At 71.0% G+C, this 24158-nt stretch carries 23 protein-coding genes; 14 read left to right on the plus strand and 9 right to left on the minus strand.

Annotated elements, in window-relative coordinates; all coding sequences use genetic code 11:
* Positions 1–29: 29 nt before the first annotated feature.
* The 4 genes from ACFXB5_RS28555 to ACFXB5_RS28570 form a co-directional block, all read right to left on the minus strand.
* Complete coding sequence (locus ACFXB5_RS28555; RefSeq protein ID WP_385212809.1) at positions 30–506, minus strand: MarR family winged helix-turn-helix transcriptional regulator; 477 nt, start codon at positions 504–506, stop codon at positions 30–32.
* Positions 507–600: 94 nt separating this feature from the next.
* Positions 601–1281, minus strand: coding sequence for an AIM24 family protein (locus ACFXB5_RS28560; RefSeq protein ID WP_385212811.1), 681 nt, complete (start codon positions 1279–1281; stop codon positions 601–603).
* Positions 1278–1928, minus strand: coding sequence for an AIM24 family protein (locus ACFXB5_RS28565; protein ID WP_385212813.1), 651 nt, complete (start codon positions 1926–1928; stop codon positions 1278–1280). The genes ACFXB5_RS28560 and ACFXB5_RS28565 overlap by 4 nt, the downstream gene beginning before the upstream one ends.
* Before the next feature lie 121 nt (positions 1929–2049).
* Positions 2050–2688 (minus strand): AIM24 family protein, encoded by a 639-nt coding sequence (locus ACFXB5_RS28570; protein ID WP_385212815.1) that lies wholly within the window; start codon positions 2686–2688, stop codon positions 2050–2052.
* A gap of 163 nt (positions 2689–2851) precedes the next feature.
* Between ACFXB5_RS28570 and ACFXB5_RS28575 the strand changes: the two genes are divergently transcribed.
* On the plus strand, positions 2852–3196 hold the full coding sequence (locus tag ACFXB5_RS28575; protein WP_020868373.1) for a DUF3817 domain-containing protein: 345 nt from the start codon (positions 2852–2854) through the stop codon (positions 3194–3196).
* A complete protein-coding gene (locus ACFXB5_RS28580) occupies positions 3193–3486 on the plus strand; it encodes an MTH1187 family thiamine-binding protein (protein ID WP_385212817.1) in 294 nt (97 codons plus the stop codon). Before ACFXB5_RS28575 ends, ACFXB5_RS28580 begins: the two co-directional genes overlap by 4 nt.
* A 61-nt stretch (positions 3487–3547) precedes the next feature.
* On the opposite strand, the gene ACFXB5_RS28585 is transcribed toward ACFXB5_RS28580, so the two are convergent.
* The gene (locus ACFXB5_RS28585) at positions 3548–4534 is read right to left on the minus strand and encodes a DUF5937 family protein (protein ID WP_385212819.1); all 987 of its coding nucleotides are present in this window, start codon (positions 4532–4534) and stop codon (positions 3548–3550) included.
* Between the two features lie 78 nt (positions 4535–4612).
* Here ACFXB5_RS28585 and ACFXB5_RS28590 point away from each other — a divergent pair, with 78 nt between their 5' ends.
* The 4 genes from ACFXB5_RS28590 (at position 4613) to ACFXB5_RS28605 (ending at position 8806) form a co-directional block, all read left to right on the plus strand.
* On the plus strand, positions 4613–5944 hold the full coding sequence (locus ACFXB5_RS28590; protein WP_385212821.1) for an MFS transporter: 1332 nt from the start codon (positions 4613–4615) through the stop codon (positions 5942–5944).
* A gap of 68 nt (positions 5945–6012) precedes the next feature.
* Positions 6013–6522, plus strand: coding sequence for a MarR family winged helix-turn-helix transcriptional regulator (locus ACFXB5_RS28595; protein ID WP_201851221.1), 510 nt, complete (start codon positions 6013–6015; stop codon positions 6520–6522).
* Between the two features lie 75 nt (positions 6523–6597).
* A complete protein-coding gene (locus tag ACFXB5_RS28600) occupies positions 6598–6930 on the plus strand; it encodes a DUF3817 domain-containing protein (protein ID WP_385212823.1) in 333 nt (110 codons plus the stop codon).
* Positions 6931–7069: 139 nt separating this feature from the next.
* Positions 7070–8806 carry a methylmalonyl-CoA mutase gene (locus ACFXB5_RS28605; protein ID WP_385212825.1) on the plus strand — a complete coding sequence of 579 codons (1737 nt, stop codon included), beginning with the start codon at positions 7070–7072 and terminating at the stop codon, positions 8804–8806.
* Here ACFXB5_RS28605 and ACFXB5_RS28610 read toward each other — a convergent pair.
* Positions 8782–9459 (minus strand): TetR/AcrR family transcriptional regulator, encoded by a 678-nt coding sequence (locus tag ACFXB5_RS28610; protein ID WP_385212827.1) that lies wholly within the window; start codon positions 9457–9459, stop codon positions 8782–8784. The genes ACFXB5_RS28605 and ACFXB5_RS28610 overlap by 25 nt on opposite strands.
* Positions 9460–9597: 138 nt before the next feature.
* Between ACFXB5_RS28610 and ACFXB5_RS28615 the strand changes: the two genes are divergently transcribed.
* The 4 genes from ACFXB5_RS28615 to ACFXB5_RS28630 all read left to right on the plus strand — a co-directional run bounded on the left by ACFXB5_RS28615 (position 9598) and on the right by ACFXB5_RS28630 (position 13728).
* Positions 9598–10569 carry a tetratricopeptide repeat protein gene (locus tag ACFXB5_RS28615; RefSeq protein ID WP_385212829.1) on the plus strand — a complete coding sequence of 324 codons (972 nt, stop codon included), beginning with the start codon at positions 9598–9600 and terminating at the stop codon, positions 10567–10569.
* Positions 10570–11131: 562 nt separating this feature from the next.
* Positions 11132–11749, plus strand: coding sequence for a DUF6230 family protein (locus ACFXB5_RS28620; RefSeq protein ID WP_385212831.1), 618 nt, complete (start codon positions 11132–11134; stop codon positions 11747–11749).
* A gap of 136 nt (positions 11750–11885) precedes the next feature.
* Entirely contained in the window at positions 11886–12416 is a 531-nt protein-coding gene (locus ACFXB5_RS28625) for a DUF6114 domain-containing protein (RefSeq protein ID WP_201851211.1), read from the plus strand.
* Positions 12394–13728 carry a hydrogenase expression protein HypF gene (locus ACFXB5_RS28630; protein ID WP_385212834.1) on the plus strand — a complete coding sequence of 445 codons (1335 nt, stop codon included), beginning with the start codon at positions 12394–12396 and terminating at the stop codon, positions 13726–13728. The genes ACFXB5_RS28625 and ACFXB5_RS28630 overlap by 23 nt, the downstream gene beginning before the upstream one ends.
* Positions 13729–13973: 245 nt before the next feature.
* Here ACFXB5_RS28630 and pyk read toward each other — a convergent pair whose 3' ends face one another.
* The 3 genes from pyk to pta form a co-directional block, all read right to left on the minus strand.
* Entirely contained in the window at positions 13974–15401 is a 1428-nt protein-coding gene (pyk, locus tag ACFXB5_RS28635) for a pyruvate kinase (RefSeq protein WP_385212836.1), read from the minus strand.
* A gap of 72 nt (positions 15402–15473) precedes the next feature.
* Complete coding sequence (locus ACFXB5_RS28640; protein WP_385212838.1) at positions 15474–16619, minus strand: acetate kinase; 1146 nt, start codon at positions 16617–16619, stop codon at positions 15474–15476.
* Positions 16616–18742 carry a phosphate acetyltransferase gene (gene pta, locus ACFXB5_RS28645; protein ID WP_385212840.1) on the minus strand — a complete coding sequence of 709 codons (2127 nt, stop codon included), beginning with the start codon at positions 18740–18742 and terminating at the stop codon, positions 16616–16618. The genes ACFXB5_RS28640 and pta overlap by 4 nt, the downstream gene beginning before the upstream one ends.
* Positions 18743–18951: 209 nt before the next feature.
* Between pta and ACFXB5_RS28650 the strand changes: the two genes are divergently transcribed.
* From ACFXB5_RS28650 to ACFXB5_RS28665, 4 genes are all read left to right on the plus strand, one after another.
* Complete coding sequence (locus ACFXB5_RS28650) at positions 18952–19977, plus strand: 6-phosphofructokinase (protein ID WP_385212842.1); 1026 nt, start codon at positions 18952–18954, stop codon at positions 19975–19977.
* 249 nt (positions 19978–20226) lie between these two features.
* A complete protein-coding gene (locus ACFXB5_RS28655) occupies positions 20227–21306 on the plus strand; it encodes a hypothetical protein (protein ID WP_385212844.1) in 1080 nt (359 codons plus the stop codon).
* Positions 21307–21398: 92 nt separating this feature from the next.
* Positions 21399–22772 carry a hypothetical protein gene (locus ACFXB5_RS28660; protein ID WP_385212846.1) on the plus strand — a complete coding sequence of 458 codons (1374 nt, stop codon included), beginning with the start codon at positions 21399–21401 and terminating at the stop codon, positions 22770–22772.
* Positions 22763–23977, plus strand: a complete 1215-nt coding sequence (locus ACFXB5_RS28665) for a hypothetical protein (protein WP_385212848.1) — start codon at positions 22763–22765, stop codon at positions 23975–23977. Before ACFXB5_RS28660 ends, ACFXB5_RS28665 begins: the two co-directional genes overlap by 10 nt.
* Positions 23978–24158: the final 181 nt, after the last annotated feature.

Below are 24158 nucleotides of genomic sequence, written 5' to 3' on the forward strand. Positions count from 1 at the left end.
TCCGGCCTACGGGGCGTCCGGCGGGCCCCTCAGACCCGGCCCCGCTGGGTGCGCAGATGCTCCGCGACGGGCACCAGCGATCCGTGCAGCGCCTTGAGGTCCTCCGGCGCGAGCAGATCGATGAAGTGCCTGCGCACGGACGCCACATGATGGGGGGCGACCTTGCGCATGGTGTCCCAGCCGTGCTCGGCCAGCACGGCGTACAGCCCCCGCCGGTCCGATTCGCAGTTCTCGCGGCGGACCAGGCCGGCGTTCTCCATCCGGGTGATCTGGTGCGACAGCCGGCTCTTGGACTGCAGGGTCGCGGAGGCGAGATCGCTCATCCGCATCCGGTGGTCCTCCGACTCCGAGAGGTTGACCAGGATCTCGTAGTCGTTCATGGTCAGGCCGAACGGCTGCAGGTCCTTTTCGAGCTGGTAGGTCAGCAGCCGGCTGACGTCCAGATGGGTGCGCCAGGCGCGCTGTTCCTCGTCGCTGAGCCAGCGCGTGCCGTTCTCGGTCTCCATGGGATGTATTCTACCTACAGAAGTTGAATTCCGAACCAATGGATGTATCGGGCTAGAGGTCACCTGTTCGACGTTACACTCCGCACCTTCGCGCTCACGAACCGGTACCCCCCGTCTCGCCGACCGATATCTCGGCGACGACCTCCTCCGTGGACTGGAGCAGTACGGTCCCCGCGCCCACGAACTCGAACTGGTGCTCCTCGCCCGAGGCGCCCCCGATGCCCGTACGGGACCGGACGGCCCCGAGGATGCCACGCAGATACTGGTGGTCGTAGTGGTGGCACGGCGTCGGGCAGTCCGCCCAGCCGACCAGCGCCTGCGGATCCACCCGGATCGGCGGCTCCATGAAGACCACGGGCCCGTTGGAGGCGGCCACGAACTTCCCCGTGCCGATGAGGGTGAGGAAGCCCGGGACGATGGACTGCTTCAGGGACAGTGAGGGCTGGAAGGCGAGCAGATTGCCGGACCGGATGGAGAGGTTGCCGTCGTCCAGGTCGTAGGAGTTGACGTCGAAGGCGCGGTCCGCGAGCACCATCTTGCCCTGCCCCTCGGCCACCACCCACTCCGCCGCGTGCAGCGGGGAGTGGAAGCTGTGGGCGATGAGGTGGTCGAGGTGGCCGAGTCCGACGCCCTGGAAGTCGATCTGCCCGTAGTAGGCGACCATCTTCCCCTTCTGCAGGAACCACTGGCCGTTCAGATCCACGCTGAAGGCGTACGGATTGATGTTGTCGTCGACGGGCAGCGTCCAGACGTCATGGATGACGGGGCCGTTCACAGCTTCTCCTCCGATGCCTGGACGTAGACCATGCCGGTGCCGGACAGCTCCAGTTGGAACGCCTCCCCCGAGCCGCGGCCCACCATTTCGCGCCAGCCGATCGCCGTCGAGAGCTTATTGCGAACATCACCCCGGTGGGCGACATAGGCTTGCGGATCGACATGCACCGGACGTCCCGGGACGATCGGCAGCTCCAGCACCCCGCCGTGCGCCATGACCGCCGCGGAGCCGTGCCCCTCCAGGGTGGTGGTGAACAGCCCCTGGCCGGTGACCTGGCCGCGCACCATGCCCATCACCCCGCCCTGGGAGCCCAGGAACATCGTGCCCTGGCGCAGCGATCCGTCGAAGGCCAGCAGCCGGTCCGACTCCACATAGAGGGTGTCGCCGACCAGGTCGATCACATGGACGTGATGGCCGCCGTGCCCGAACATCACCGTGCCCTGGCCCTCGACGGTCATCAGCGGGGTGGCCTCATTGGCGACCCGCCGCCCGATCATCCCCCGCAGCCCGCCCTGGCCGCCGGTGATGCTGGGAGTGAAGTGGACGTCCCCGCGATAGGCGAGCATCGCGCCACGCTGGCTGAACAGGGTCTGGCCGGGTATCACCTTGGCCTCGACCATTCGCGAGGTGAGCACCTTGAACGGCATCACACTCGCCCCATTTCGTTCGCTTCTCCGCCCGCGCGGCGCAGAGGTGCGGGATTCGTCGCCGTCTGCGGCCCGGCGGCCGCGCGTGCTCCCCCAGCTACCGCTGGGAGGTGCCCCCTGCTCACACCTCACCCCCGATCGTGTTGCGCTCACTGGGCTGGACATAGACCAGCCCGTCGCCCTCGAAGCGGATCTGGAAGGACTCCCCGCCGCTCTCGCCTATCAGCGCGCGGAAGTTCACCCCCGACTGGAAGTGCTGCTTGAGACCGCCGGTGTGGGCGATGTACGCGCCCGGGTCGACCTGCAGCGGCGTCTGCGGGGTGACGCGCAGTACGACCGCCGTGCCGGCGGAGACGAGCGCGGCCTGGCCGGTGCCCTCGACGGTCGTGGTGAACAGCCCGTTGCCCTGCGAGGAGCCGCGCAGCCCGGTGAAGGAGGTGCCGGTGCGCAGCGCGGAGTCCGTGCACAGCAGATTGCTGGACTCCACATAGAGCTTCTCGCCCCGCAGCGACACCAGGTTGATCTCGCTCGCCCGGTCGGCGAAGTAGCACGTGCCGTGCCCCTTCACCTCCATGACCGCCATCTGCTCGCCGGTGAGCCGCCGGGTCACCATCCCGCGCAGCCCCTCCCCGCCACCCGTCCTCTTCTTGAAGGTCATATCCCCCTCGTAGGCGACCATCGCGCCGTTCTTGGCCTTCACGGAGTCGCCGGTCAGATCGACCGCGAGCACCCTGCTTCCCTGGAGCCGAAACTGAGCCACGGAGCCGACGGTAGCGGTCCGGCGACGTCGGCGGACAGGGAGCGCCGGGGGCATGAGGTGCCCCCCGGGCGGAGATCGCCCGCGAGGCTGCGACAATGGGCGAAAGCTTGTGCATTCCTTCACAAGCTGGTCCGTGTCTCTCTCTTCACACGAAGGTGCTCTCGTGGACTTCAAGACCGCCACCGCGCTGCGCCGGCTCCGCCTGGTCTCCGCGCCCGAGGCCGTGTCGTTCCTGCTGCTGCTCATCTGCTCGGTGCTCAAGCGCACCACGGACTTCAACGCGGTGCCGGTGATGGGCATGGTGCACGGCGTGCTCTTCATCCTCTACGTGGTCTTCTGGGCGGACGCCTGGAACCGCGCCAAGTGGAAGTGGCAGACCGCGGCCCTGTACTTCGTCCTCTCCGTCCTGCCCACCGGCGGCTTCTTCGCCGAGCGCAAGCTCAAGCGGGAGACCGAGGCCGGGGTGATCGCGGCCCGCGCCCGTAAGGAGGGCGTGGTCAACGCATGATCGTCGCCTTTTCGGTAACACCGCTGGGTGTCGGCGAGGACGTGGGGGAGTACGTGGCCGACGCGGTGCGGGTGGTCCGCGAGTCGGGGCTGCCGAACCGTACGGACGCGATGTTCACCTCGATCGAGGGCGAGTGGGACGAGGTCATGGACGTCGTCAAGCGCGCCGTCGCGGCCGTGGAGGCGCGGGCGCCCAGGGTCTCGGTGGTCCTCAAGGCCGATATCCGCCCGGGGGTCACGGACGGCCTGACCTCCAAGGTCGAGACGGTCGAGCGTCACCTCTCCGGCTAGGGTCCTTCCTCCACGGAGGTCCGTCAGAAGGACCCTGAGCGCCCCGGTGCGGGCGGGGGTCTCAGCCCCCGCCCACCAGGGCCATGCCCAGCGGGGTGCGCTCGTACAGCACCTGATGGCCCTGGCGGCGTGAGCTGAGCAGCCCGGCGGCGCGCAGCACGGCCAGATGCGCCGAGACCGACGAGGGCGCCAGCCGGTGCCGGGCGGCCAGGGCCGTGGTGGACGCGGGCTCCTCCAGACCGGAGAGGATCGCGGCGCGGCTGGCCCCCAGGAGCCGTACGAGCGCGTCCGCCGTGACCGCGTCCGGCTCCCGCCACAGCCCGCCGACCCCGCGCGCCGGATAGATCACCGTGGGCTGCCACGGCGGGACGAAGCCGCTGATCACATCCGGCCAGACGAAGACGCTGGGCATCAGCAGCACCCCGCGGCCGTCGAGGTCCTGTGTCTGGGCGGGCACCACGGAGTTGCGGATGGTGAGCGCGCCGTCGGTCCAGCGCAGCGCCGGGCGCAGATCCGCGAACAGCCGCTCCAGGCCGCCCTCGGCCAGCTGCCGTGAGCGATAGGCGATATCGGCCTCCAGCAGCGCCCGCAGCCGGGGCCAGTCCGGTTCCACCAGGGCCCGCCAGGCCCGTTCGGTCACATCCGCCAGCCGCTGGACGGCCCGCGCCGGATCGTCCAGCATCGCCCGGCCCCGGGGAGAGTCGGCGGCCCCCGGGGTGCACTCCAGGGACAGGACCAGCTCACGGCGGGCGGCGGCGGGGTCCGTGGCCCGCATCCGCGCCAGCTCGTCCTCGAACGGCGCGTACGGCACCTCCGGCGGCGGGCCCAGGAAGTCCGGGGTGTAGCCGCGCCCCGGCATCAGCAGCCACAGCTCCGACAGATCGAGCCCGGCCATCGCCGCCCGCACCCGCCGCAGCCACGGCAGGTGATAGCCGTGCCGCTCGGTCCGGCGCAGGGTGCGCACCGCCTCATGGGTCTGGCACAGCGGCGAGATGGCGAACCGGCAGCGCAGCAGATCGTCGGCACCGAACTGCATATGCAGTGGCATGGCGTCACTCCCGACCCGAAGATTCGGCTCAGTCCGAAACACTAGAGCCCGCCCCGCCCGCACGGGCAGGCTTCCGACATGTCAACGCCCCCCGGGCCCGGCACCACGGGCCCTCTCGAGTCGCGTCCCGACGCGCCCGCCTCCCGACCCGAGCTCGCGCCCGGTGCCGACGAGGGGCCGCCGCGGGGCCCGGGGAGCGTTGGCTACCGCGCGGTGTTCGCGGTCGGTGAGTTCCGGGCCGTCTTCGCCGCGCACCTGGTCTCCATGCTCGGCGAGGTGGTCGGCCAGATCGCGCTGTCCGTCCTGGTCTTCCGGCTCACCGGATCGCCACTGCTGAGCGCCCTGACGTTCGCCACGTCGATGCTGCCGTACGTGATCGGCGGCGCCCTGCTGTCCTCCGTCGCCGACCGCTTCCCGGCCCGCCGGGTGCTGGTGGTCTGCGATCTGGTGCACGCCGCGTGCGTGGCCGCGATGGTGGTGCCGGGGATGCCGGTGGCGGCGCTGCTCGCGCTGCGCTGTGTGCCCGCCGTGATCTCCCCGGTGTTCAGCGGCACCCGGTCGGCGACGCTCGGCGACATCCTCGGCGAGGGCGACGCCTTCGTGCTGGGCCGCTCGGTCATCCGGATCACCGCCCAGACCGCGCAGCTCGCCGGGTTCGGCGTCGGCGGGCTGCTGCTCGCCGCCGTCTCGCCGCGGGCCGCGCTGGCGCTCACCGCGGCGGCGCTCGTCGGCTCGGCGCTGGTGCTCCGCTTCGGCACCCGCCGCCGCCCGGCGCGGCAGCTGACCGGGGGCGGGGCTCCCCCAGCTACCGCTGGGAGGTGCCCCCTGCTCGGGGACTCGCTGAGCGGGATCCGGCGGCTGTTCGCGGACCGCCGGATCCGGGCGCTGATGCTGCTGTCGTGGGTGCCGCCGATGTTCGTGGTGATGCCCGAGGTCCTGCTGACGCCGTACTCCGATGGGCTGGGCCTCGGCTCGGCGGGGCTTGGGCTGCTGATGTGCGGGATGCCGGTGGGCGCGGTCGCCAGTGAGGCGCTGGTGGGCTCGCTGCTGGGGCCGCGCGCGCGGGCCCGGCTGACGCTGCCGGTCGGCGTCGCGGCGATGCTGCCCGCCCTGGGGTACGCCGTCCATCCGTCGTTCGGCTGGGCGCTGGCCCTCCAGGTGATGACCGGCTGCGGTATCGCCTACAGCCTCGGCCTCGACCAGTGGTTCTTCGCCGCCGTCCCCGATGAGCTGCGCGGCCGGGCGATGACGGTGATGACGGCCGGGCTGATGACCGCGCAGGGTCTCGGCATGGCGGTCTCGGGCGCGGTCGCCGAGTTCGTACCGGTCCATGTGGTGGCCGCGGCCGCGGGCGGCTGCGGGGCGCTCTGCTCGCTGCTGGTGGCGCTGGAGGTGCGGCGTACGGTCTGAAGGGCCCGTCCGGCCCGAAGTGTGAGATAGGGCTGACCGCGATATGACCGGCCGGTAGGGTCGGTGGTGTGCCGAAGCCGCTCAGCCTGTCGTTCGACCCCATCGCCCGCGCCGATGAGCTCTGGAAGCAGCGGTGGGGTTCCGTGCCGTCGATGGCCGCGATCACCTCGATCATGCGGGCCCACCAGATCCTGCTGAGCCAGGTCGACGCGGTCGTCAGACCCTACGGACTGACCTTCGCCCGCTATGAGGCGCTGGTGCTGCTCACCTTCTCCAAGGCCGGTGAGCTGCCGATGTCCAAGATCGGCGAGCGGCTGATGGTCCACCCGACCTCGGTCACCAATACGGTGGACCGCCTGGTCACATCGGGTCTGGTCGACAAGCGGCCGAACCCCAACGACGGCCGCGGCACCCTGGCCTCGATCACCGACCGGGGCCGTGAGGTGGTCGAGTCGGCCACCCGCGATCTGATGGCGATGGAGTTCGGGCTCGGGGCCTACGACGCCGAGGACTGCGGCCGGATCTTCGAGATGCTGCGCCCGCTGCGGGTCTCGGCGGAGGACTTCGAGGACGACTGAGCGGGGCTTCGGGGGCGGCCGCTGAAGACCGGGGGCGGCGAAGATCGCCCCGGAACGGGCGGTTACGCTCAGGGCATGAAACGCAGTGTGCTGACCCGCTACCGGGTCATGGCCTACATCACCGCAGTGATGCTGCTCGTGCTCTGCACCTGCATGGTGTTCAAGTACGGCTTCGACACGGGCGAGGACCTCACGCTCGTGGTCTCCCAGATTCACGGTGTGCTCTACATCGTCTACCTGGTCTTCGCCTTCGACCTCGGCTCCAAGGCCAAATGGCCGTTCGGCAAGCTGCTGTGGGTCCTGGTGGCGGGCACCATCCCGACGGCCGCGTTCTTCGTCGAGCGCAAGGTCACCCATGAGGTGGAGCCGCTGGTCAGCGGCGCCGAACCGACGCCCGCGCAGGTCTGACCCGCGGTTCCGGGGTACTCCGCGCGTCCCGTCCGAGCCCGGACGAGGCGCGCGGAAGCGGTGGCCGGGGTCACCCGATCGGCCGGGTGCGGCGTGTCTTCCTTCGACAATTAGTAGGACGTCCAAGTACTTTTGAAGGATGGACGCCGAAGGCATTGAGGCGGGCCGCCGACGCTGGCAGGCCCGGTACGACGCGGCCCGCAAGCGCGACGCCGTCGGGGGTTCGGGGGTGAGGCCCCCAAGGGATTGGACGCGCAGCACGCTGTCGGGGGACCCCGTCGAGCCGGTCTACGGACCCGCCCCGGGCGACTCCGTGGACGGGTTCGAGCGGATCGGCTGGCCCGGGGAGTTCCCGTTCACCCGTGGCCTCTACGCCACCGGGTACCGGGGCCGGTCCTGGACCATCCGCCAGTTCGCCGGGTTCGGCAATGCCGAGCAGACCAATGAGCGCTACAAGATGATCCTGAAGGCGGGCGGCGGCGGGCTCTCGGTCGCCTTCGACATGCCCACCCTGATGGGCCGCGACTCCGACGACCCGCGCTCGCTCGGCGAGGTCGGCCACTGCGGTGTCGCCATCGACTCCGCCGCCGACATGGAGATCCTCTTCAAGGACATCCCGCTCGGCGATGTCACCACCTCGATGACCATCAGCGGTCCGGCCGTCCCCGTCTTCTGTATGTACCTGGTCGCCGCCGAGCGCCAGGGCGTGGACACCGCACGGCTGAACGGCACGCTCCAGACGGACATCTTCAAGGAGTACATCGCGCAGAAGGAGTGGCTCTTCCCGCCGGAGCCGCATCTGAAGCTGATCGGCGACCTGATGGAGTACTGCTCCGAGGGCATCCCCGCGTACAAGCCGCTGTCCGTCTCCGGCTACCACATCCGCGAGGCCGGGGCCACGGCCGCGCAGGAGCTCGCGTACACCCTCGCCGACGGCTTCGGCTATGTGGAGCTCGGCCTCTCCCGGGGCCTGGACGTCGACACCTTCGCGCCCGGACTGTCCTTCTTCTTCGACGCGCATGTCGACTTCTTCGAGGAGATCGCCAAGTTCCGCGCCGCCCGCCGGATCTGGGCCCGCTGGATGCGCGATGTCTACGGGGCGACCACCGAGAAGGCGCAGTGGCTGCGGTTCCACACCCAGACCGCCGGGGTCTCGCTCACCGCCCAGCAGCCGTACAACAACGTGGTGCGGACCGCCGTGGAGGCCCTCGCCGCGGTCCTCGGCGGCACCAACTCGCTGCACACCAACGCCCTGGACGAGACCCTCGCCCTGCCCAGCGAGCAGGCCGCCGAGATCGCCCTGCGCACCCAGCAGGTGCTGATGGAGGAGACCGGGGTGGCCAATGTGGCCGACCCGCTGGGCGGTTCCTGGTACATCGAGGCGCTGACCGACCGGATCGAGGCCGACGCCGAGAAGATCTTCGAGCAGATCAAGGAGCGCGGCCGCCGTACGGTGCCGGACGGGCGGGAGCCCCGGTGGCCGATCACCGCGGGCATCCTCCAGGGCATCGAGGACGGCTGGTTCACCGGCGAGATCGCCGAATCCGCCTTCCGCTACCAGCGGGCCCTGGAGAAGGGCGACAAGAAGGTCGTCGGCGTCAACTGCCACGAGGGCTCGGTCACCGGCGATCTGGAGATCCTGCGGGTCGGCCACGAGGTCGAGCGCGAGCAGGTGCGGGCGCTCGGCGGCCGTAAGGCCGGGCGTGACGAGGCCGCGATCACCAAGGGGATCCGGGCGATGATCGCCGCCGCCCGCGCGGGGTCCAACATGATCGAGCCGATGCTGGCCGCGGTGCGCGCCGAGGCGACGCTCGGCGAGATCTGCGACGCCCTCCGCGACGAGTGGGGCGTCTACACGGAGCCGGCCGGCTTCTGAGCCCCGTCCGGCGCGGGTCCGGCGGCCACCGTGCCCCCGGAGTCCGCCCCGGTCATCCCGTACAGCAGCAGATCCGTGAAGTCCCGCGCCCAGCGCGGGTCCACCGGCTCCGCGCTGACCATCAGCCGGTGGAGCACCGTCCCGGCGACCGCGTCGAAGATCAGGTCCGCGTTGCGGGCCGACGCCTCCGGGTCCTCCTCGCGCGGCAGCTCACCACGGAGCCGGGCGCGCTCCCGGCCGATCGTCACCAGCCGCTTCTGCCGCTCCACGATGGCCGAGCGCACCCGGCGCCGCAGCGACTCGTCGTGCATGGCCTCGGCGAGGACGGCCATCAGCGCGGTGCCCGTCTCGGGGCGCTCCAGCAGCGCCCCCAGCCGGATCACCGCGGCCTCCACATCGGCGTGCAGACTGCCGTGGTCGCCCGCTTCCAGGTGTTCGTCGAAGACCGCCGCGACCGCGTCCACCACCAGCTCGCACTTGCTCGCCCAGCGGCGGTAGAGGGTCGTCTTGGCCACTCCGGCGCGGGCCGCCACATCGCCCAGGGTCAGCTTCGCCCAGCCCAGTTCCACCAGGGCGGCACGCGTCGCGCCCAGGATGGCGCGGTCGGCCTCGGCGCTGCGCGGGCGCCCGGTGCGGCGTGCGGACGGGCTCATGCGCGGCACCCTACCCGCCAGTACCGCGCATCGTCCCGGGTGAGTTACGCTACGACTCGTAGCGTAAGGGCGTGCCACGGCCGGTCCATCGGTCGATGCGCTTTTCCCTTCACCGCGCGAAGAGGGGAGGATGGGACCATGCAGCCACGGAACATGTCCATGAGTGGAGTGGTCGACCTCGCCGCGGTGAAGGCGGCCGGAGAAGCGAAGCAGAAGGCGGAGCGGGCGCGGGCCGACGCGGCCCGCACCGGGGGCGCGCCCGCGTCCGGCCGTCTGATCTTCAATGTCGACGAGGCGGATTTTCAGCAGGACGTCCTGCAGCGCTCCACCGAAGTGCCGGTCGTCATCGACTTCTGGGCCGAGTGGTGCGAGCCGTGCAAGCAGCTCGGTCCCGTCCTGGAGCGGCTGGCCACGGAGTACGCGGGGCGGTTCGTCCTCGCGAAGATCGACGTCGACGCCAACCAGATGCTCTTCCAGCAGTTCGGCGTCCAGGGCATCCCCGCGGTCTTCGCGGTGATCGCGGGCCAGCCGGTGCCGCTCTTCCAGGGCGCCGCGCCCGAGGCACAGATCCGCCAGGTGCTGGACCAGCTGATCCAGGCGGCGGAGCAGCAGTTCGGCATCGTGGGTACACCGGTCGAGCCCGGCGACCAGGACGAGGAGGCCGAGGAGGCCGCTCCGGCGGTCCCCGAGTCGCCGCAGGACCTCGCGCTCGCCGCGGCCCATCAGGCTCTGGACGCCGGTGACCTGGGCGGTGCGGTGCGGGCGTACCAGGGCCTGCTCGCCGACGACCCCGGCAACGGCGAGGCCAAGCTGGGCCTGGCCCAGGCCCAGTTGCTGGAGCGCGTCTCGGGACTGGACGCCACCCAGGTGCGCAAGGCGGCCGCGGAGAGCCCGGCGGATGTCAAGGCCCAGATCGCCGCGGCCGACCTCGACCTGGTGGGCGGTCATGTGGAGGACGCCTTCGGCCGGTTGGTGGACGCGGTGCGCCGTACGGCGGGGGAGGACCGGGACGCGGCCCGCGTTCATCTGCTGAGTCTGTTCGAGGTGATCGGCGGTGAGGATCCCCGAGTGGTGGCGGCGCGCGGCGCGTTGGCGCGGGTGCTGTTCTGACCTCCGGCTCCTCAAACAACACAGCGACCGCTCTTTGCCAAAACTTGGTAAACGCGGTCGCTGTTACTGCCAGTAAATGCGAGCCCCGGCTTTGTCCGGTCTTGGAGTAAATCTCCCTCTCTTTCCGGTCACTTTCCGGCAACCCTGAGTGCCCGATCTCGACCGTCCTGCCGCGGTTCGGTTATCCGTCCGTTACTCGCTAGTAACGAGCCCCTTGTGCCCAGGCCGGGAATGGACCACGATCGGCCAAGCTCGGTCCATCCCCCCGTAGCTCGGCATCCGGTCGGCGCGTCGGTGTGGTTGGGTCCCCACCGGGCAGGTCGGCGGCAGTGGCGCCGACCGTGGACAGGGGGGTCTCTGCCCACAAAGCAGGGCCTGTCCAGGAGGTTGCGCGAGATTGCGTGGCCAGTGGTTGTCGCTCGGGGGTGATCGCCGGTGTTTCGGGTGCGGTGTGCGCCTGTGAGACGTGGGCGCTCTCCTTCCCGAGGACGTAGCACTTCTCCCATCCCAGGTCCGGGGCCCCGCCCCGGCCGGAGATGTACGTCCGAGAAGGAGGAAAGTCATGGAGTCCGTGGCTCGTGGCGGCACCAGATGGAAGCGGTTCGCCGTTGTCATGGTGCCGAGCGTTGCTGCCACGGCCGCGATCGGCGTCGCCCTGTCCCAGGGTGCGCTCGCGGCCTCGTTCAACGTGTCCGGTCAGCAGTTCAAGGTCTCGGTCGACCGGCTCGACGGCACCGGGTTCGCGCAGTACGGCGCGCTTGACACCCAGCACGGGGGCAAGAAGATCCCCGTCGCGGTGTCGGCGTTCAAGAGCGCGAAGCTCAAGGGCCTGTGCCAGTCCGTCGTGATCCCGGTTCCCGTTTTCGGCGATGTGTCGCTGAAGCTGACGGCCGGCAATGGCAGCAAGACGGTTGAGGCCAAGAACCTCTTCATCGATCTCGATCAGCTCAACGCGGACGCCACGTTCCGTGGGATCGACATCGGTGTCGCGGCGGGAGACGCCCACAAGGGTCCCGGCATCAACAAGGGCGATGTGGCCGATCCCGGTTCGTTCGGCCAGCAGTCCGATTCCGCCACGCTGACCGGTGTGAAGCAGACCGCCTGGGCGACCAGTGCGGGCACGTTCAAGCTCTCTGGCCTTTCGATGAAGGTCAGCAAGGGTAAGAACGAGTGCTTCTGATCAGCTGAGCCAAGGGTGGGGGGCCGCGGCGCTGCCCCTCACCCGGGCATCGACCCGCAGCGTGTATGCGCCAGGCTAGTACCGCTGCAGAACAACCGCGATCACACCGATCGCCAGCCCCAGGGAGCTGTTTTCAATGAGTGCCGAGTCGCCGGGGGCGAGTGACCGTATCAGCCGTTGGCGGGGGTCCTTCAGGGCATGGCGCTGGCAGCGCCCGTTCTGGGCGGGGCTGTTGAGCCTGCTGGCGGGCGTACCGATCATGTACTTCCCGTACAACGACCTCAACGCCGGTGGATTCACCATCAACATGTCCACCACCGCCGGATCGGCCTCGCTGATCATCGGGGTGCTGTTGGTGGTCCTGGGCCTGACCATGTGGTTCCAGCCCATGGTGCGGGTGTTCGCCGGAGTCGCCACGATCCTGCTCGGTCTGGTGTCGATCCCCGTCTCCAACTTCGGCGGCTTCCTGCTGGGATTCCTGCTCGCGCTGTTCGGCGGCGGCATGAGCATCGCCTGGGCACCCGGGGAGACTCCCTCCGCGCAGCCGGCCGAGGGGCCGGGAAACGCGTCGGAGGACGACGGGAACGGTGGAAGCGTGCCGGAGCCGGCCGGGGCCGGGTCCGCGTCGGACCAGGAAGCCAGGAATGGGAGGCACCGTGCGGGGTGAAGACCGACCCGAGCGGCCGGAGGGAGTGAGCCCACGCCGGGTCAGAACCGGCCCGCGGCACGCGGCACCGAAGAAGTCGGTACTCACCCGCCTTCAGGTGCCCGCCGGCAAGGCCATAGCGCTGGCCGCCATGCCGACGGCCGTGCTGATGGGCATGGGGCTCACTCCGCAGCTCGCCTCGGCCAACCCCCGGCCCGAGGACCGCTACAAGCCCGGGCCGTGTGTGTCGCAGCCGGACGAGGCGGACAAGGACGACGCCAAGGGTGGCAAGGACGCCCAAGGCGAGGACAAGGACTCCAAGGACGCCAAGGGTTCGTCCGAGAAGGACTCCAAGGACGGCTCCAAGGGCTCTGAGGAGCCCTCGGGCAGCCCGACCGGGTCCCGGGACGACAAGGCCGCTCCTACGCCGTCTCCGTCCAGTTCCTCCTCCGCTCCGTCGTCCGGCTCCGGGGACGAGAAGGAGTCGAAGGAGCCCTCGGCCTCGCCGAGCCCCTCCAAGTCCAAGAACCCGCTGGACCCGCTGGGACTCGGGGACGTGCTCCACGACGTCCTCACGCCCGGCGAGAAGAGCGGGGACGATTCGGCCGAGCCGAGCGCCTCGCCGAGCCCGTCCTCCAGCGACAAGCCCAGCTCGTCGCCGTCCCCGTCCAAGTCCTCCGACAAGCCCACCGATCCGGTCAAGGACACGGTGGACAAGGTGGGCAAGGGCGTCAAGGACACCGTGGACGAGGTGGGCAAGACCGTCGACGACGCCAAGGACAAGGCGGACAAGGCGCTTCCCAAGCCCTCCGCGTCCGCCTCGAAGGACGCGGACGGCAAGGAGGCGTTCCCCTGCCCGAAGTTCGACGCCGACGCGTACGAGAACGCCGAGACGGACCCGACCTCGAGCCTGCTGCCCGAGGACCCCTGGACCCTCAAGAGCACGATGCTGAGCCTGCACGGCCTGGACTACAAGGGCATCGTGGAGGTCAAGACGCAGGGGGGCCAGATCAAGAAGGTCCTGAAGTTCACCGCCTCGGGCGTGGACATCAAGGACCTCCACCAGCTGGTGGTGGGCCCGGCCGGGACCACCACGCATGTGCAGGCGCGCGAGGGGTCCACCTCGACCATTCGCGACGGCACGGTGACCATGTACACCGAGGAGCTGAAGGGGAACCTGCTGGGGCTCATCCCGATCACCTTCAGCCCCAAGAGCCCGCCGCCGGTCAACATCCCCGAGGTGTTCTTCACCGATGTCACGGTCACGCAGGCCGGCCAGTTCGGCGGCACGCTGACCGTACCGGGTATGCATCTGTTCAAGACCGGGGAGTGATCCCGCGCCCCGCCGACCCGTTCGGGAGCCGCACGCCCCTCCGCGAGGAGGGAAACGAGCGGGGGGGCCCCCCCCCCACCGCGCGGCGGGGCGCCGCGGGGCGTGGGGGGGGGGGGGGGGGGCGGCCCCCGGCGCGCCCCCCCCGGGGGCCCCCCCCCCCGCGCCCCCCCCCCGCCCCCCCCCCCGGGGGCCCCCCCCCCCGCGCGCGCGGGGGCCCCCACGGTCGCGTTACGGGGCGTTCGGCGCTACTCGCTCGCGCCGCCCAGGTGGTGGACCCGGACCATGTTGGTGGTGCCGGGGACGCCGGGGGGCGAACCGGCGGTCATGATCATGGTGTCGCCCTCGGAGTAGCGGCCCAGCTTCAGCAGCTCGGCGTCCACCAGGTCGACCATCGCGTCGGTGTGCTCGACATACGGCACCACGTAGGACTCCACGCCCCAGCTCAGCGTGAGCTGGTTGCGGGTGGACGCGTCGGTGGTGAAGGCCACGATCGGCTGCTGGGCGCGGTAGCGGGACAGCCGGCGGGCGGTGTCACCGGACTGGGTGAACGCCACCAGCGACTTGGCGCCCAGGAAGTCGGCGATCTCGCACGCCGCACGCGCCACCGAACCGCCCTGGGTGCGCGGCTTCTTGCCGGGCACCAGCGGCTGGAGACCGCGTGAGAGCAGCTCCTGCTCGGCGGCCTCGACGATCCGGGACATCACCTTGACCGTCTCGATCGGGTACGAGCCGACCGAGGACTCGGCGGAGAGCATCACCGCGTCGGCGCCGTCCAGGATCGCGTTGGCGACATCGGACGCCTCGGCGCGGGTCGGCCGGGAGTTGGTGATCATCGACTCCATCATCTGGGTCGCGACGATCACCGGCTTGGCGTTGCGGCGGCAGAGCTCGATCAGCCGCTTCTGCACCATCGGGACCTTCTCCAGCGGATACTCCACCGCGAGGTCACCACGGGCCACCATCACCCCGTCGAAGGCCGCGACGACATCGGTCATGTTGGCGACCGCCTGCGGCTTCTCCACCTTGGCGATCACCGGCACCCGGCGGCCCACCTCGTCCATGACGCGGTGGACGTCCCGGACGTCGGACGCGTCCCGGACGAAGGAGAGGGCGACCATGTCGCAGCCCATCCGCAGGGCGAACTTCAGGTCCTCGATGTCCTTCTCGGACAGCGCGGGCACATTGACCGCCGCACCCGGCAGGTTGATCCCCTTGTGGTCGGAGATCACCCCGCCCTCGATGACGATGGTCCGTACCCGGGAGCCCTCGACGGCGGTGACCCGCAGCTCGACATTGCCGTCGTTGATCAGGACCTGGTCGCCCTTGGAGACGTCGCCCGGCAGCCCCTTGTAGGTGGTGCCGCAGATGGTCCGGTCACCGTCCACGTCCTCGGTGGTGATGATGAACTCATCCCCGCGGACCAGTTCCACCGGTCCGTCCTTGAAGGTCTCCAGACGGATCTTGGGGCCCTGGAGGTCGGCGAGGACGCCGACCGCGTGCCCGGTCTCCTCGGAAGCCTTGCGGACGCGGTGGTACCGCTCCTCGTGCTCCGGGTGGCTTCCGTGGCTCATGTTGAACCGGGCCACGTTCATCCCGGCCTCGATCAGGGACTTCAGCTGGTCGTAGGAGTCGACGGCGGGGCCCAGAGTGCAGACGATTTTGGAACGGCGCATGAGGCAGATCCTATCGGGTTTGTTTCGGAGCGGAATATTTCAATCAAGGGCACAGCGGAGCGGAACCGGAGCCTAGGCGCTGACCAGGTCGAACGTCTGGCTGGCGATCTCCAGCTCCTCATCGGTGGGCACCACGGCCACCGCGACCCGGCTGGCCTCCGTGGAGATCAGCCGCGCCGTGGCGGAGCGCAGCGCGTTGCGGACGCCGTCCACCTCGATGCCGAACGCGGTGAGGCCGCGCATCGCCGCCTCCCGTACCGCCGCGGAGTTCTCCCCCACACCGGCGGTGAACGCGATGGCGTCCACCCGTCCGAGCACCGCGGTGTACGCGCCCACATACTTCCGCAGTCGGTGGATGTAGATGTCGAAGGCGAGCTGGGCGGCCCGGTCGCCCTCGCCCATCCGGCGGCCGATCTCGCGCATGTCGTTGTCCCCGCACAGCCCGGCCAGCCCGCTGCGCTTGTTGAGCAGCGTGTCGATCTCATCGGTCGACATGCCGCCCACCCGGGACAGATGGAAGATCGCCGCTGGGTCGATGTCCCCGGAACGGGTACCCATCACCAGGCCCTCCAACGGCGTCAGCCCCATCGAGGTCTCCACGCACACACCGCCGCGCACCGCCGAGGCGCTGGCCCCGTTGCCCAGGTGCAGCACGATCGTGTTGACCTCCGCGGGCTCCTTGCCCAGCAGTTCCGCGGTGGCCCGGGAGACATACGCGTGCGAGGTGCCGTGGAAGCCGTAGCGCCGCACCCCCCAGCGGTCGGCGGTCGCCACGTCGATCGCGTAGCGCGCCGCCGCCTCCGGGATGGTCGAGTGGAACGCCGTGTCGAAGACCGCGACCTGCGGCAGATCCGGGCGCAGCGCGCGGGCCACCTTGATCCCGGTGACATTGGCCGGGTTGTGCAGCGGGGCCAGCGGGATCAGCTTCTCGATCTCCTCGACCACCTCGTCGGTGATCAGGGTCGGCTCGGTGAACCGGGTGCCGCCGTGCACCACCCGGTGGCCGACCGCCGCCAGCTCGGGCGAGTCGAGGCCCAGGCCCTTGGCGGCCAGCTCGTCGGCCACCTGCTTGAGGGCCGCCGAGTGGTCGGCGACGGGGCCCTCACCGATCCGCTCCACGATGCCGGAGGCCGGACGGGAGCCGTCGGCCATGTCCAGCAGCTGGTACTTCACGGACGAGGAGCCGGAGTTGAGGACGAGGACTCGGGAGCCGTTCACGCGGAGTGCGCCTTCTGTGTCGGGGACGCCGGGGACGTCGGGGAGGTGGCGGTCGCCGGGGACTGGGCCTGGATGGCGGTGATCGAGACGGTGTTGACGATGTCCTGCACGAGTGCCCCGCGGGACAGGTCGTTCACCGGCTTGCGCAGGCCCTGGAGCACCGGGCCGACCGCGACGGCGCCCGCCGAGCGCTGCACGGCCTTGTAGGTGTTGTTGCCGGTGTTCAGGTCCGGGAAGATCAGCACGGTGGCCCTGCCCGCCACCTCGGACTCGGGCAGCTTGGTCGCCGCCACCGCGGCGTCCACCGCCGCGTCGTACTGGATCGGGCCCTCGACCAGCAGATCCGGGCGCCGCTCGCGGACCAGCTCGGTCGCCTTGCGGACCTTGTCCACGTCCGCGCCGGAGCCGGAGGTGCCGGTGGAGTACGACAGCATCGCGATCCTCGGCTCCACCCCGAACTGGGCGGCCGTCGTCGCCGACTGGATGGCGATGTCCGCGAGCTGCTCGGCGCCCGGGTCGGGGTTGACCGCGCAGTCGCCGTACACCAGCACCCGGTCGGCCAGGCACATGAAGAAGACCGAGGAGACGATCTGGGCGCCCGGGGCGGTCTTGATGATCTCGAAGGCGGGCCGGATGGTGGCGGCGGTGGAGTGCACCGCGCCGGAGACCATGCCGTCGGCCAGCCCCTCCTGGACCATCAGGGTGCCGAAGTACGACACGTCGGCCACCACGTCGTACGCCAGCTCGTAGGAGACGCCCTTGTGGGCGCGCAGCTTCGCGTAGCCCTCCGCGAAGCGCTCCCGCAGCGGGGAGGTCTGCGGGTCGATGATCTGCGCCTCGGCGAGCTGGATGCCGAGCTCGGCGGCGCGCTTGCGGATCGGCTCCTCCTCGCCCAGCAGTGTGAGATCGCACACATCGCGGCGGAGCAGTACGTCGGCGGCGCGCAGCACCCGCTCCTCCGCGCCCTCGGGCAGCACCACCCGGCGGCGGTTCGACCGGGACCGCTCGATCAGCTCGCGCTCGAACATCATCGGGGTGACCCGGCCGGAGCGGCCCACCGAGATGCGCTCGGTCAGCGCCGCGGTGTCCACATGCCGCTCGAAGAGGCCCAGCGCGGTCTCCGCCTTGCGCGGCGCGCTCGCCGTGAGCTTGCCCTCGATGGCGAACAGCTCGGCCGCCGTCGGGAAGGACCCGCCCGCCACCGACACCACCGGCGTCCCCGGGGCCAGCCGTGAGGCCAGCGCCAGGATGTCGGGACCCGGCCGCTCGTCCAGGGTGAGCAGCACCCCGGCGATCGGCGGGGCGCCCGCGCTGTGCGCGGCGAGCGCGCCGACGATCAGGTCGGCGCGGTCCCCGGGCGTCACCACCAGGCAGCCCTCGGTCAGCGCGGGCAGGAAGCTCGGCAGCATCGCGCCGCCGAAGACGAAGTCCCGCACATCCCGGGAGAGCCCGGTGTGATCGCCGAGCAGCACCTCGGCGCCCAGGGTGCGGACGATCTGGGAGACGGTGGGCGCCGACAGCGACCCGTCCTCGGGCAGCACATAGCTGGGGACCGGCAGCTTGGCGGCCAGCCGGTCGGCGATGGCCGCGCGGTCCCCGGGTGCCACCCGGTTGACGACCACCGCGACCACGTCGCAGCCCCGCCCCTCATAGGCGCGGTAGGCGTTGTGGGCCTCGGCGCCGGCCGACTCGGCGGTCTGCTGCTGTCCGCCGACCACCGTGATCACCGAGGCGCCGAACTCATTGGCCAGCCGTGCGTTCAGCCCCAGCTCGTCGGGGAGGCTGGTGGCCGCGTAGTCGCTGCCCAGCACCAGGACGTAGTCATACGCGTCGGCCACCTCGTGGAAGCGGCCGACCAGCTGCGAGACCAGCTCGTCGGTGCCCCGCTCGGCCTGGAGCGTGGCCGCGTCCTCGTAACGCATGCCGAAGACGGACTCCGGCGACTGGCCGAGCCGGTAGCGCGCCCGCAGCAGGTCGAAGAGGCGGTCGGGGTCGTCGTGCACCAGCGGGCGGAAGACGCCGACCCGGTCGACATGGCGGGTCAGGAGCTCCATGACTCCCAGCTCCACGACCTGGCGTCCGTCGCCACGCTCGACTCCGGTCACGTACACGCTGCGTGTCACGCGTGCTCTCCGTTCCTCTGGCGTTCGTCGGTGTTTTCGTTATGTGCGCCCATCGGACACAAATTGGCCACATTGACCGGCCCAGTCCTCTTGACAATACCTGCGACCGTGATTAAGGCGCTTGTTGCTCGGGGGATACAGCACCACCCCGCCCATGAAACAATCGGACTGGCTCACATCTACCCGTAGGGAGCAGGAGACACAGCACGATGCGCATCGGAGTTCTCACCGCAGGCGGCGACTGCCCCGGTCTCAACGCTGTGATCCGGTCGGTGGTGCACCGCGCGGTCGCCGGCCACGGAGACGAGGTGATCGGATTCGAGGACGGTTTCAAGGGGCTCCTCGACGGCCGTCACCGCAAGCTCGACCTCGACGCCGTCAGCGGCATCCTCGCCCGCGGCGGCACCATCCTCGGTTCCTCCCGCCTGGAGCGCGCCCGGCTGCGCGAGGCGTGCGAGACCTCGAAGGACCACGCCCGCGACTACGGGATAGATGTGCTGATCCCGATCGGCGGCGAGGGCACCCTCACCGCGGCGCGGATGCTCTCCGACGCCGGGCTGCCGATCGTCGGCGTCCCCAAGACGATCGACAACGACATCTCCTCCACCGACCGCACCTTCGGCTTCGACACCGCCGTCGGCGTCGCCACCGAGGCCATGGACCGGCTGAAGACCACCGCCGAATCCCATCAGCGGGTGATGGTCGTCGAGGTCATGGGGCGCCACGCGGGCTGGATCGCGCTGGAGTCCGGGATGGCCGGCGGCGCCCACGGCATCTGCCTGCCGGAGCGGCCCTTCGAGATCGACGGGCTGGTGAAGATGGTCGAGGAGCGGTTCGCCCGCGGCAAGAAGTTCGCCGTCATCTGCGTCGCCGAGGGCGCGCACCCGGCCGAGGGCTCCATGGAGTACCAGAAGGGCGAGATCGACCAGTACGGCCATGAGCGGTTCACCGGGATCGGCAACCGCCTCGCGGCCGAGCTGGAGCGGCGCCTGGGCAAGGAGGCCCGCCCGGTCATCCTGGGGCATGTGCAGCGCGGCGGCACGCCCACCGCGTACGACCGTGTGCTGGCCACCCGCTTCGGCTGGCACGCCGTCGAGGCGGCGCACCGGGGCGACTTCGGCATGATGACCGCGCTGCGCGGCACGGACATCACGATGGTGCCGATCGCCAACGCGGTCACCGAGCTCAAGACCGTGCCGGTGGACCGGATGGACGAGGCCGAGTCGGTCTTCTGACCCGCCACGGCCTCCGGCTCTCTCTTTCCCGTCTCTCGTCTCCTTCTCGTCTACGTCTCTCGTCCTCGTCGGCCGCGGCGGTCTTGATCATCCCCCCGTGGAAGATCAAGACCGCCGCGGCCGTGCGCTGTTGGCGAGGTTCAGCCTTGAACGAACGGCCGGAGTGAACAAGGCTGTCCCCTGTCCGGGACATGTTCCGGAGCAGTCCCGGACAGGGCCGGGACACAACGGCGGGGGAGACAACCACAGATGGCCGAGGCGGACAGAGCACCGGATCCACAGGGGGCGCGGAGCCCGGGGGAGTTCATCGCCGCGCTGCAGGCGCTCAAGGACTGGTCCCGGCTGACCTACCGGGAGCTGACCACGCGGGCCGACGCGGTCGGGGACGTACTGCCGCGCAGCACGGTCGCCAATATGCTCGGGCGCGCCACGCTGCCCCGCGAGGAGCTGGTCGCGGCCTTCGTGCGGGCCTGTGGGGTGGGGCCCGCGGAGCTCACCGTGTGGCTGGCCGTCCGTAAGGACCTCGCGGCCCGTGCCGCCGGCGTCACCGAGATCGAGCCGGTCGAGCGGGTCGAGCGGGTCGAGCCGGTCGAGAGTGGTGAGCGTGGTGAAAGTGATGAGCCCGCACCGTCGACCGGCCTCTCCTCCTCCCGTACGCCCGAGGCGGGCGCCCGGCGCTTACGGATGCCGATGCTGAGCGCCGCGCTCGGGCTGACGGTCGTCGTGGCCGCCGTCGCCGCCGTGCTCGTCTGGCGGGCGCACGACGACGAGGGCGGGGGCGAAGGGCCCGGCGGACGGGACGACAAGGGCGGGTCCGTGGCGGTCTCCCCGGACGACTCGGCGCCCACGCCCGCGCCCGGGAAGTACCGGATCCGGGCCGTCCACTCCTCGCTGTGTCTGTCCGAACGCCGGACGGATAAGACCTCCTGGGTCTATCAGGTGCCGTGCGCGGAGGTCTTCCCCTCGTTCTCGCTCAAGCGCCTGGACGACGGGCTGTGGCAGATCGCCACCCTGCACCCCGAGCACGGCCCCGGCTGCTCCGGGATCATGGGCCAGAGCAAGGCCGAGGGCGCCTGGCTGGGCGACGACTACTGCGAGAGCCGGGGAGCGGGCGAGGAGTTCCGGCTGGAGGCCGTCGACCGGCCCGCCGAGGGGTTCCGGCTGCGGCCCGCGCACACCGACCAGTGTCTGGCGCTGCCCGGCGGCACCACCCGGCGCTGGGCCCATGTGGTCCAGCTGCCGTGCCGGTCCGACGCCCCGGGGCAGGTCTTCCGCTTCGACCCGGTGGGCTCCGGGGCGAAGGGGCGGCCGTCGGGCACGAAGGGGTAGCCCGCGCCGCCGCCGTGGTCCCGGCCCTCTGATACTGTCCCCGCCTGATCAAGGGGGGAACTGGTCAGGGGATGTAAGGAGTTAAGGGCGGGATGCGTGGTTTATGGGGCCGTGTGTGGCAGCGCCGCACGCCCCTTGTCGTGCTGATGGCGGTCGTGGGGATCGCGGGGGCCGTCCTCGTGACCCGGGACAGCGGCGGCGGCCATCTCGCCGCCAACCGGGCCCAGTTGAGGAAGGCGTGCGACGGCACCCTGCCGTACGGGGACCTCGAACGGCTGGTGCGTGACGAGCGGCCGGGCGAGCTCAGAGAGCACGGCACGATGCTCGCCCCCGGCCAGGAGAGCCGCTCGTTGCTGGACTGCTCCCTGTCGTGGGGCGACGGATACGGGGTCACGGTCCACGCCGAGGCGCTGGTCTCCGATGTGCCCGAGGCCGTCGAGACCCGGGACCTCCTCGAACCGGCCGGTGGCCGTGGCACGTTCGTGGCGCCGGGCACCACCGGCCAGTACGGGAAGCGGGGCGCCTGGCTGGTGGCCGACTGCCTGGGCGGGCTCGGCGGCCGGGTCCGGCCCACGACCGATCTGTATGTGACGGCCCGGGTGACTGACGGGACTGACGGGACTGACGGGACCGACTCGGCGGACGAGCCCGGCAAGGCCAGCGAGGCCGACGAGGACGACGAGGCGACGGCGGGCAGCGGCAAGCCGGACCGCGCCGCCGCGCTCCTCGGCTTCCGTACCGCCGTACACGTGGCCAACGCCCTCACCAAGGCCCAGCACTGCGGCTCCGGCCCGCTCACGACGCCCACCGCCGTGGTGGACACGGACGAGACCCATGGCGCGCCCGGCCAGGGCCTGCGCAAATGCGAGTGGATCGACGGCTCCTCGCTCCCCGGTGTCGCCTCCGGCTCCTGGACCACCCTCGGCGATCTCCAGGAGTCCACCGGCCTGAGCGCCTGTGCCGGGGAGTGGGACGCGGAGAAGAACGCCGGTGAGCGCCCGCGCCCGAAGCAGTGGCGGGTCACCGAGGTCGAGGCGGCCAGCTGGTCGGGGATCCTCGGCCGGTCGGCGTACGACTCCTACGAACGCGAGGGCCATGTGCCCGGGTGGGGAGCGGAGGACGACAAGCGCCCCTCCGAGGCCGGTTCCGAGACGGACTCCGAGACGGACGCGGGCGCTGACACCCGGCAGGAGGACCGCGTCTCCGCCTACGCCGGACGGCCCCAACTCGCCCTGTGGGCCCAGTCGGTGTGCGGTGGCCGCACCACCTACCACCGGGTCGCCGTGCTCCCCGAGATCCGGCTCGAGGACGGTGAGACGGCCGTCATCGGCAGCAAGGACCGCGCCAGGCTCTCCACCGCCGCGCGTACGGTCCTGGACCGCTATCTCGACGCCGACGACGGCTGGCCCGCGTCCGCGAAGTGCCGCGACACCAAGGTGCTCGGGGAGGTCGAGCAGTGGCACTGACCCGACCCGCACTCACCCGCCGCCGGATCCGCGCCCTGGTGGCCGTCGCGGTGGCGCTGGCCGCCCTCACCGGGGCGTTCGTCTGGTTCGTGGGCAGCGAGGACCGGGCGCTGGAGGGGGCCTGCGACGGAGTGCTTCCGGTGGGCGAGGTCCGCTCGGTGCTCGGCGACGACACCGAACTGGACGTCACGAACCGCACCGAGGGCTCCTTCGGCAAGAAGGCCGGCAGCGCCGCCAAGGGCGCCAAGAGCGGCGAGAGCGCCAAGAGCGCCAAGAGCGCCAACAGCGACGAGAGCGGCGCCAAGCGGGCCAACTCCCTCTCCGTCCACTGCCGTGTCACCGCCGAGGACACCGGCCATATCGCCGTCTCCATCGCGGGCTCGCCCCGCCCCCGCGCCGAGTACGGGTACGACGACCTCTACACCGCCGTACCCGCCCGCCGCACGCTCCCCGTCCCCCTCGGCCACGGCTGGTCCGGCCTGTTCGCCACCGACACCGCACGGCTGGACGACGCCGAGGACGGCACGGCCACCACCGCCGTGCTGCTCGACTGCGCCCGGCGCGGCGACAGTCTGCTGATCACCGTCGAGACCGCGCTGCGCGGCGCCGCCACCCTCGACGACCCCGCCGTCCGCCCCGACTTCGTCCGCACCGCCACCGCGACCGCCGAGGCGGCGAATGACCACTGGGGCTGCGGCGCGCGCCTGGGCAAGCCGGTCCGCACCGTCGGCCTGCCGGTGAACGCGGACGAGTACGAACCGCTGCTCGGCGCCAAGGGCACCTGCGCGGCCGTCCCCACCGCCTCCCGCTCCGCCGTCTCCACCGCCCGCGAGACCGCCCGTGACCGGGCACCGCGCGAGAGCTGCGTCCTCGGCACCCGGGACGGCTCACCGCTGTACCGGCTGGAGGCGTACTACGGCCCGTACGCGGAGGACGCCCGCTCCCAGTACACCCGGGACTACGACTACGAGAACGTGACCCCCGCCGAGAAGCCCGCCGGGCGGCTCGGCCAGAGCGCCTACTGGGCCGGTGCCACCTGCCCGCGCGGCGCCGAGTCCGCCCTCTACCTCATCCGCGCCGACGCCGCCGACGGCGAGACCCGCCGCCGCCCCGACCTCGCCTACGAACGCGCCGCCCTGGCGGCGTTCGCCGCCGCCTCGGCCGAACACCACGGTTGCGCGGCGCCGAGCCTTCCCAAGGGCTGAGCCGCTGGCCGAACGAGGGGGCGTCCGCCGGGCTCTGACGCCTGCGGCGGGCCGCGCGGCGGAGCCGCAAATCGATGCTTTCCCCTCCCCGCCCCTTCCCACAACTGGGGCTCGGCCCCAGGCCCCGCTCCTCAATCGCCGGAGGGGCTGGAAGGCGGGGCTCCCGCCCCAGGCCCCGGGG

The sequence above is a fragment of the Streptomyces sp. NPDC059455 genome, from assembly GCF_042750115.1.
Taxonomy (GTDB): Bacteria; Actinomycetota; Actinomycetes; order Streptomycetales; family Streptomycetaceae; genus Streptomyces; species Streptomyces endocoffeicus.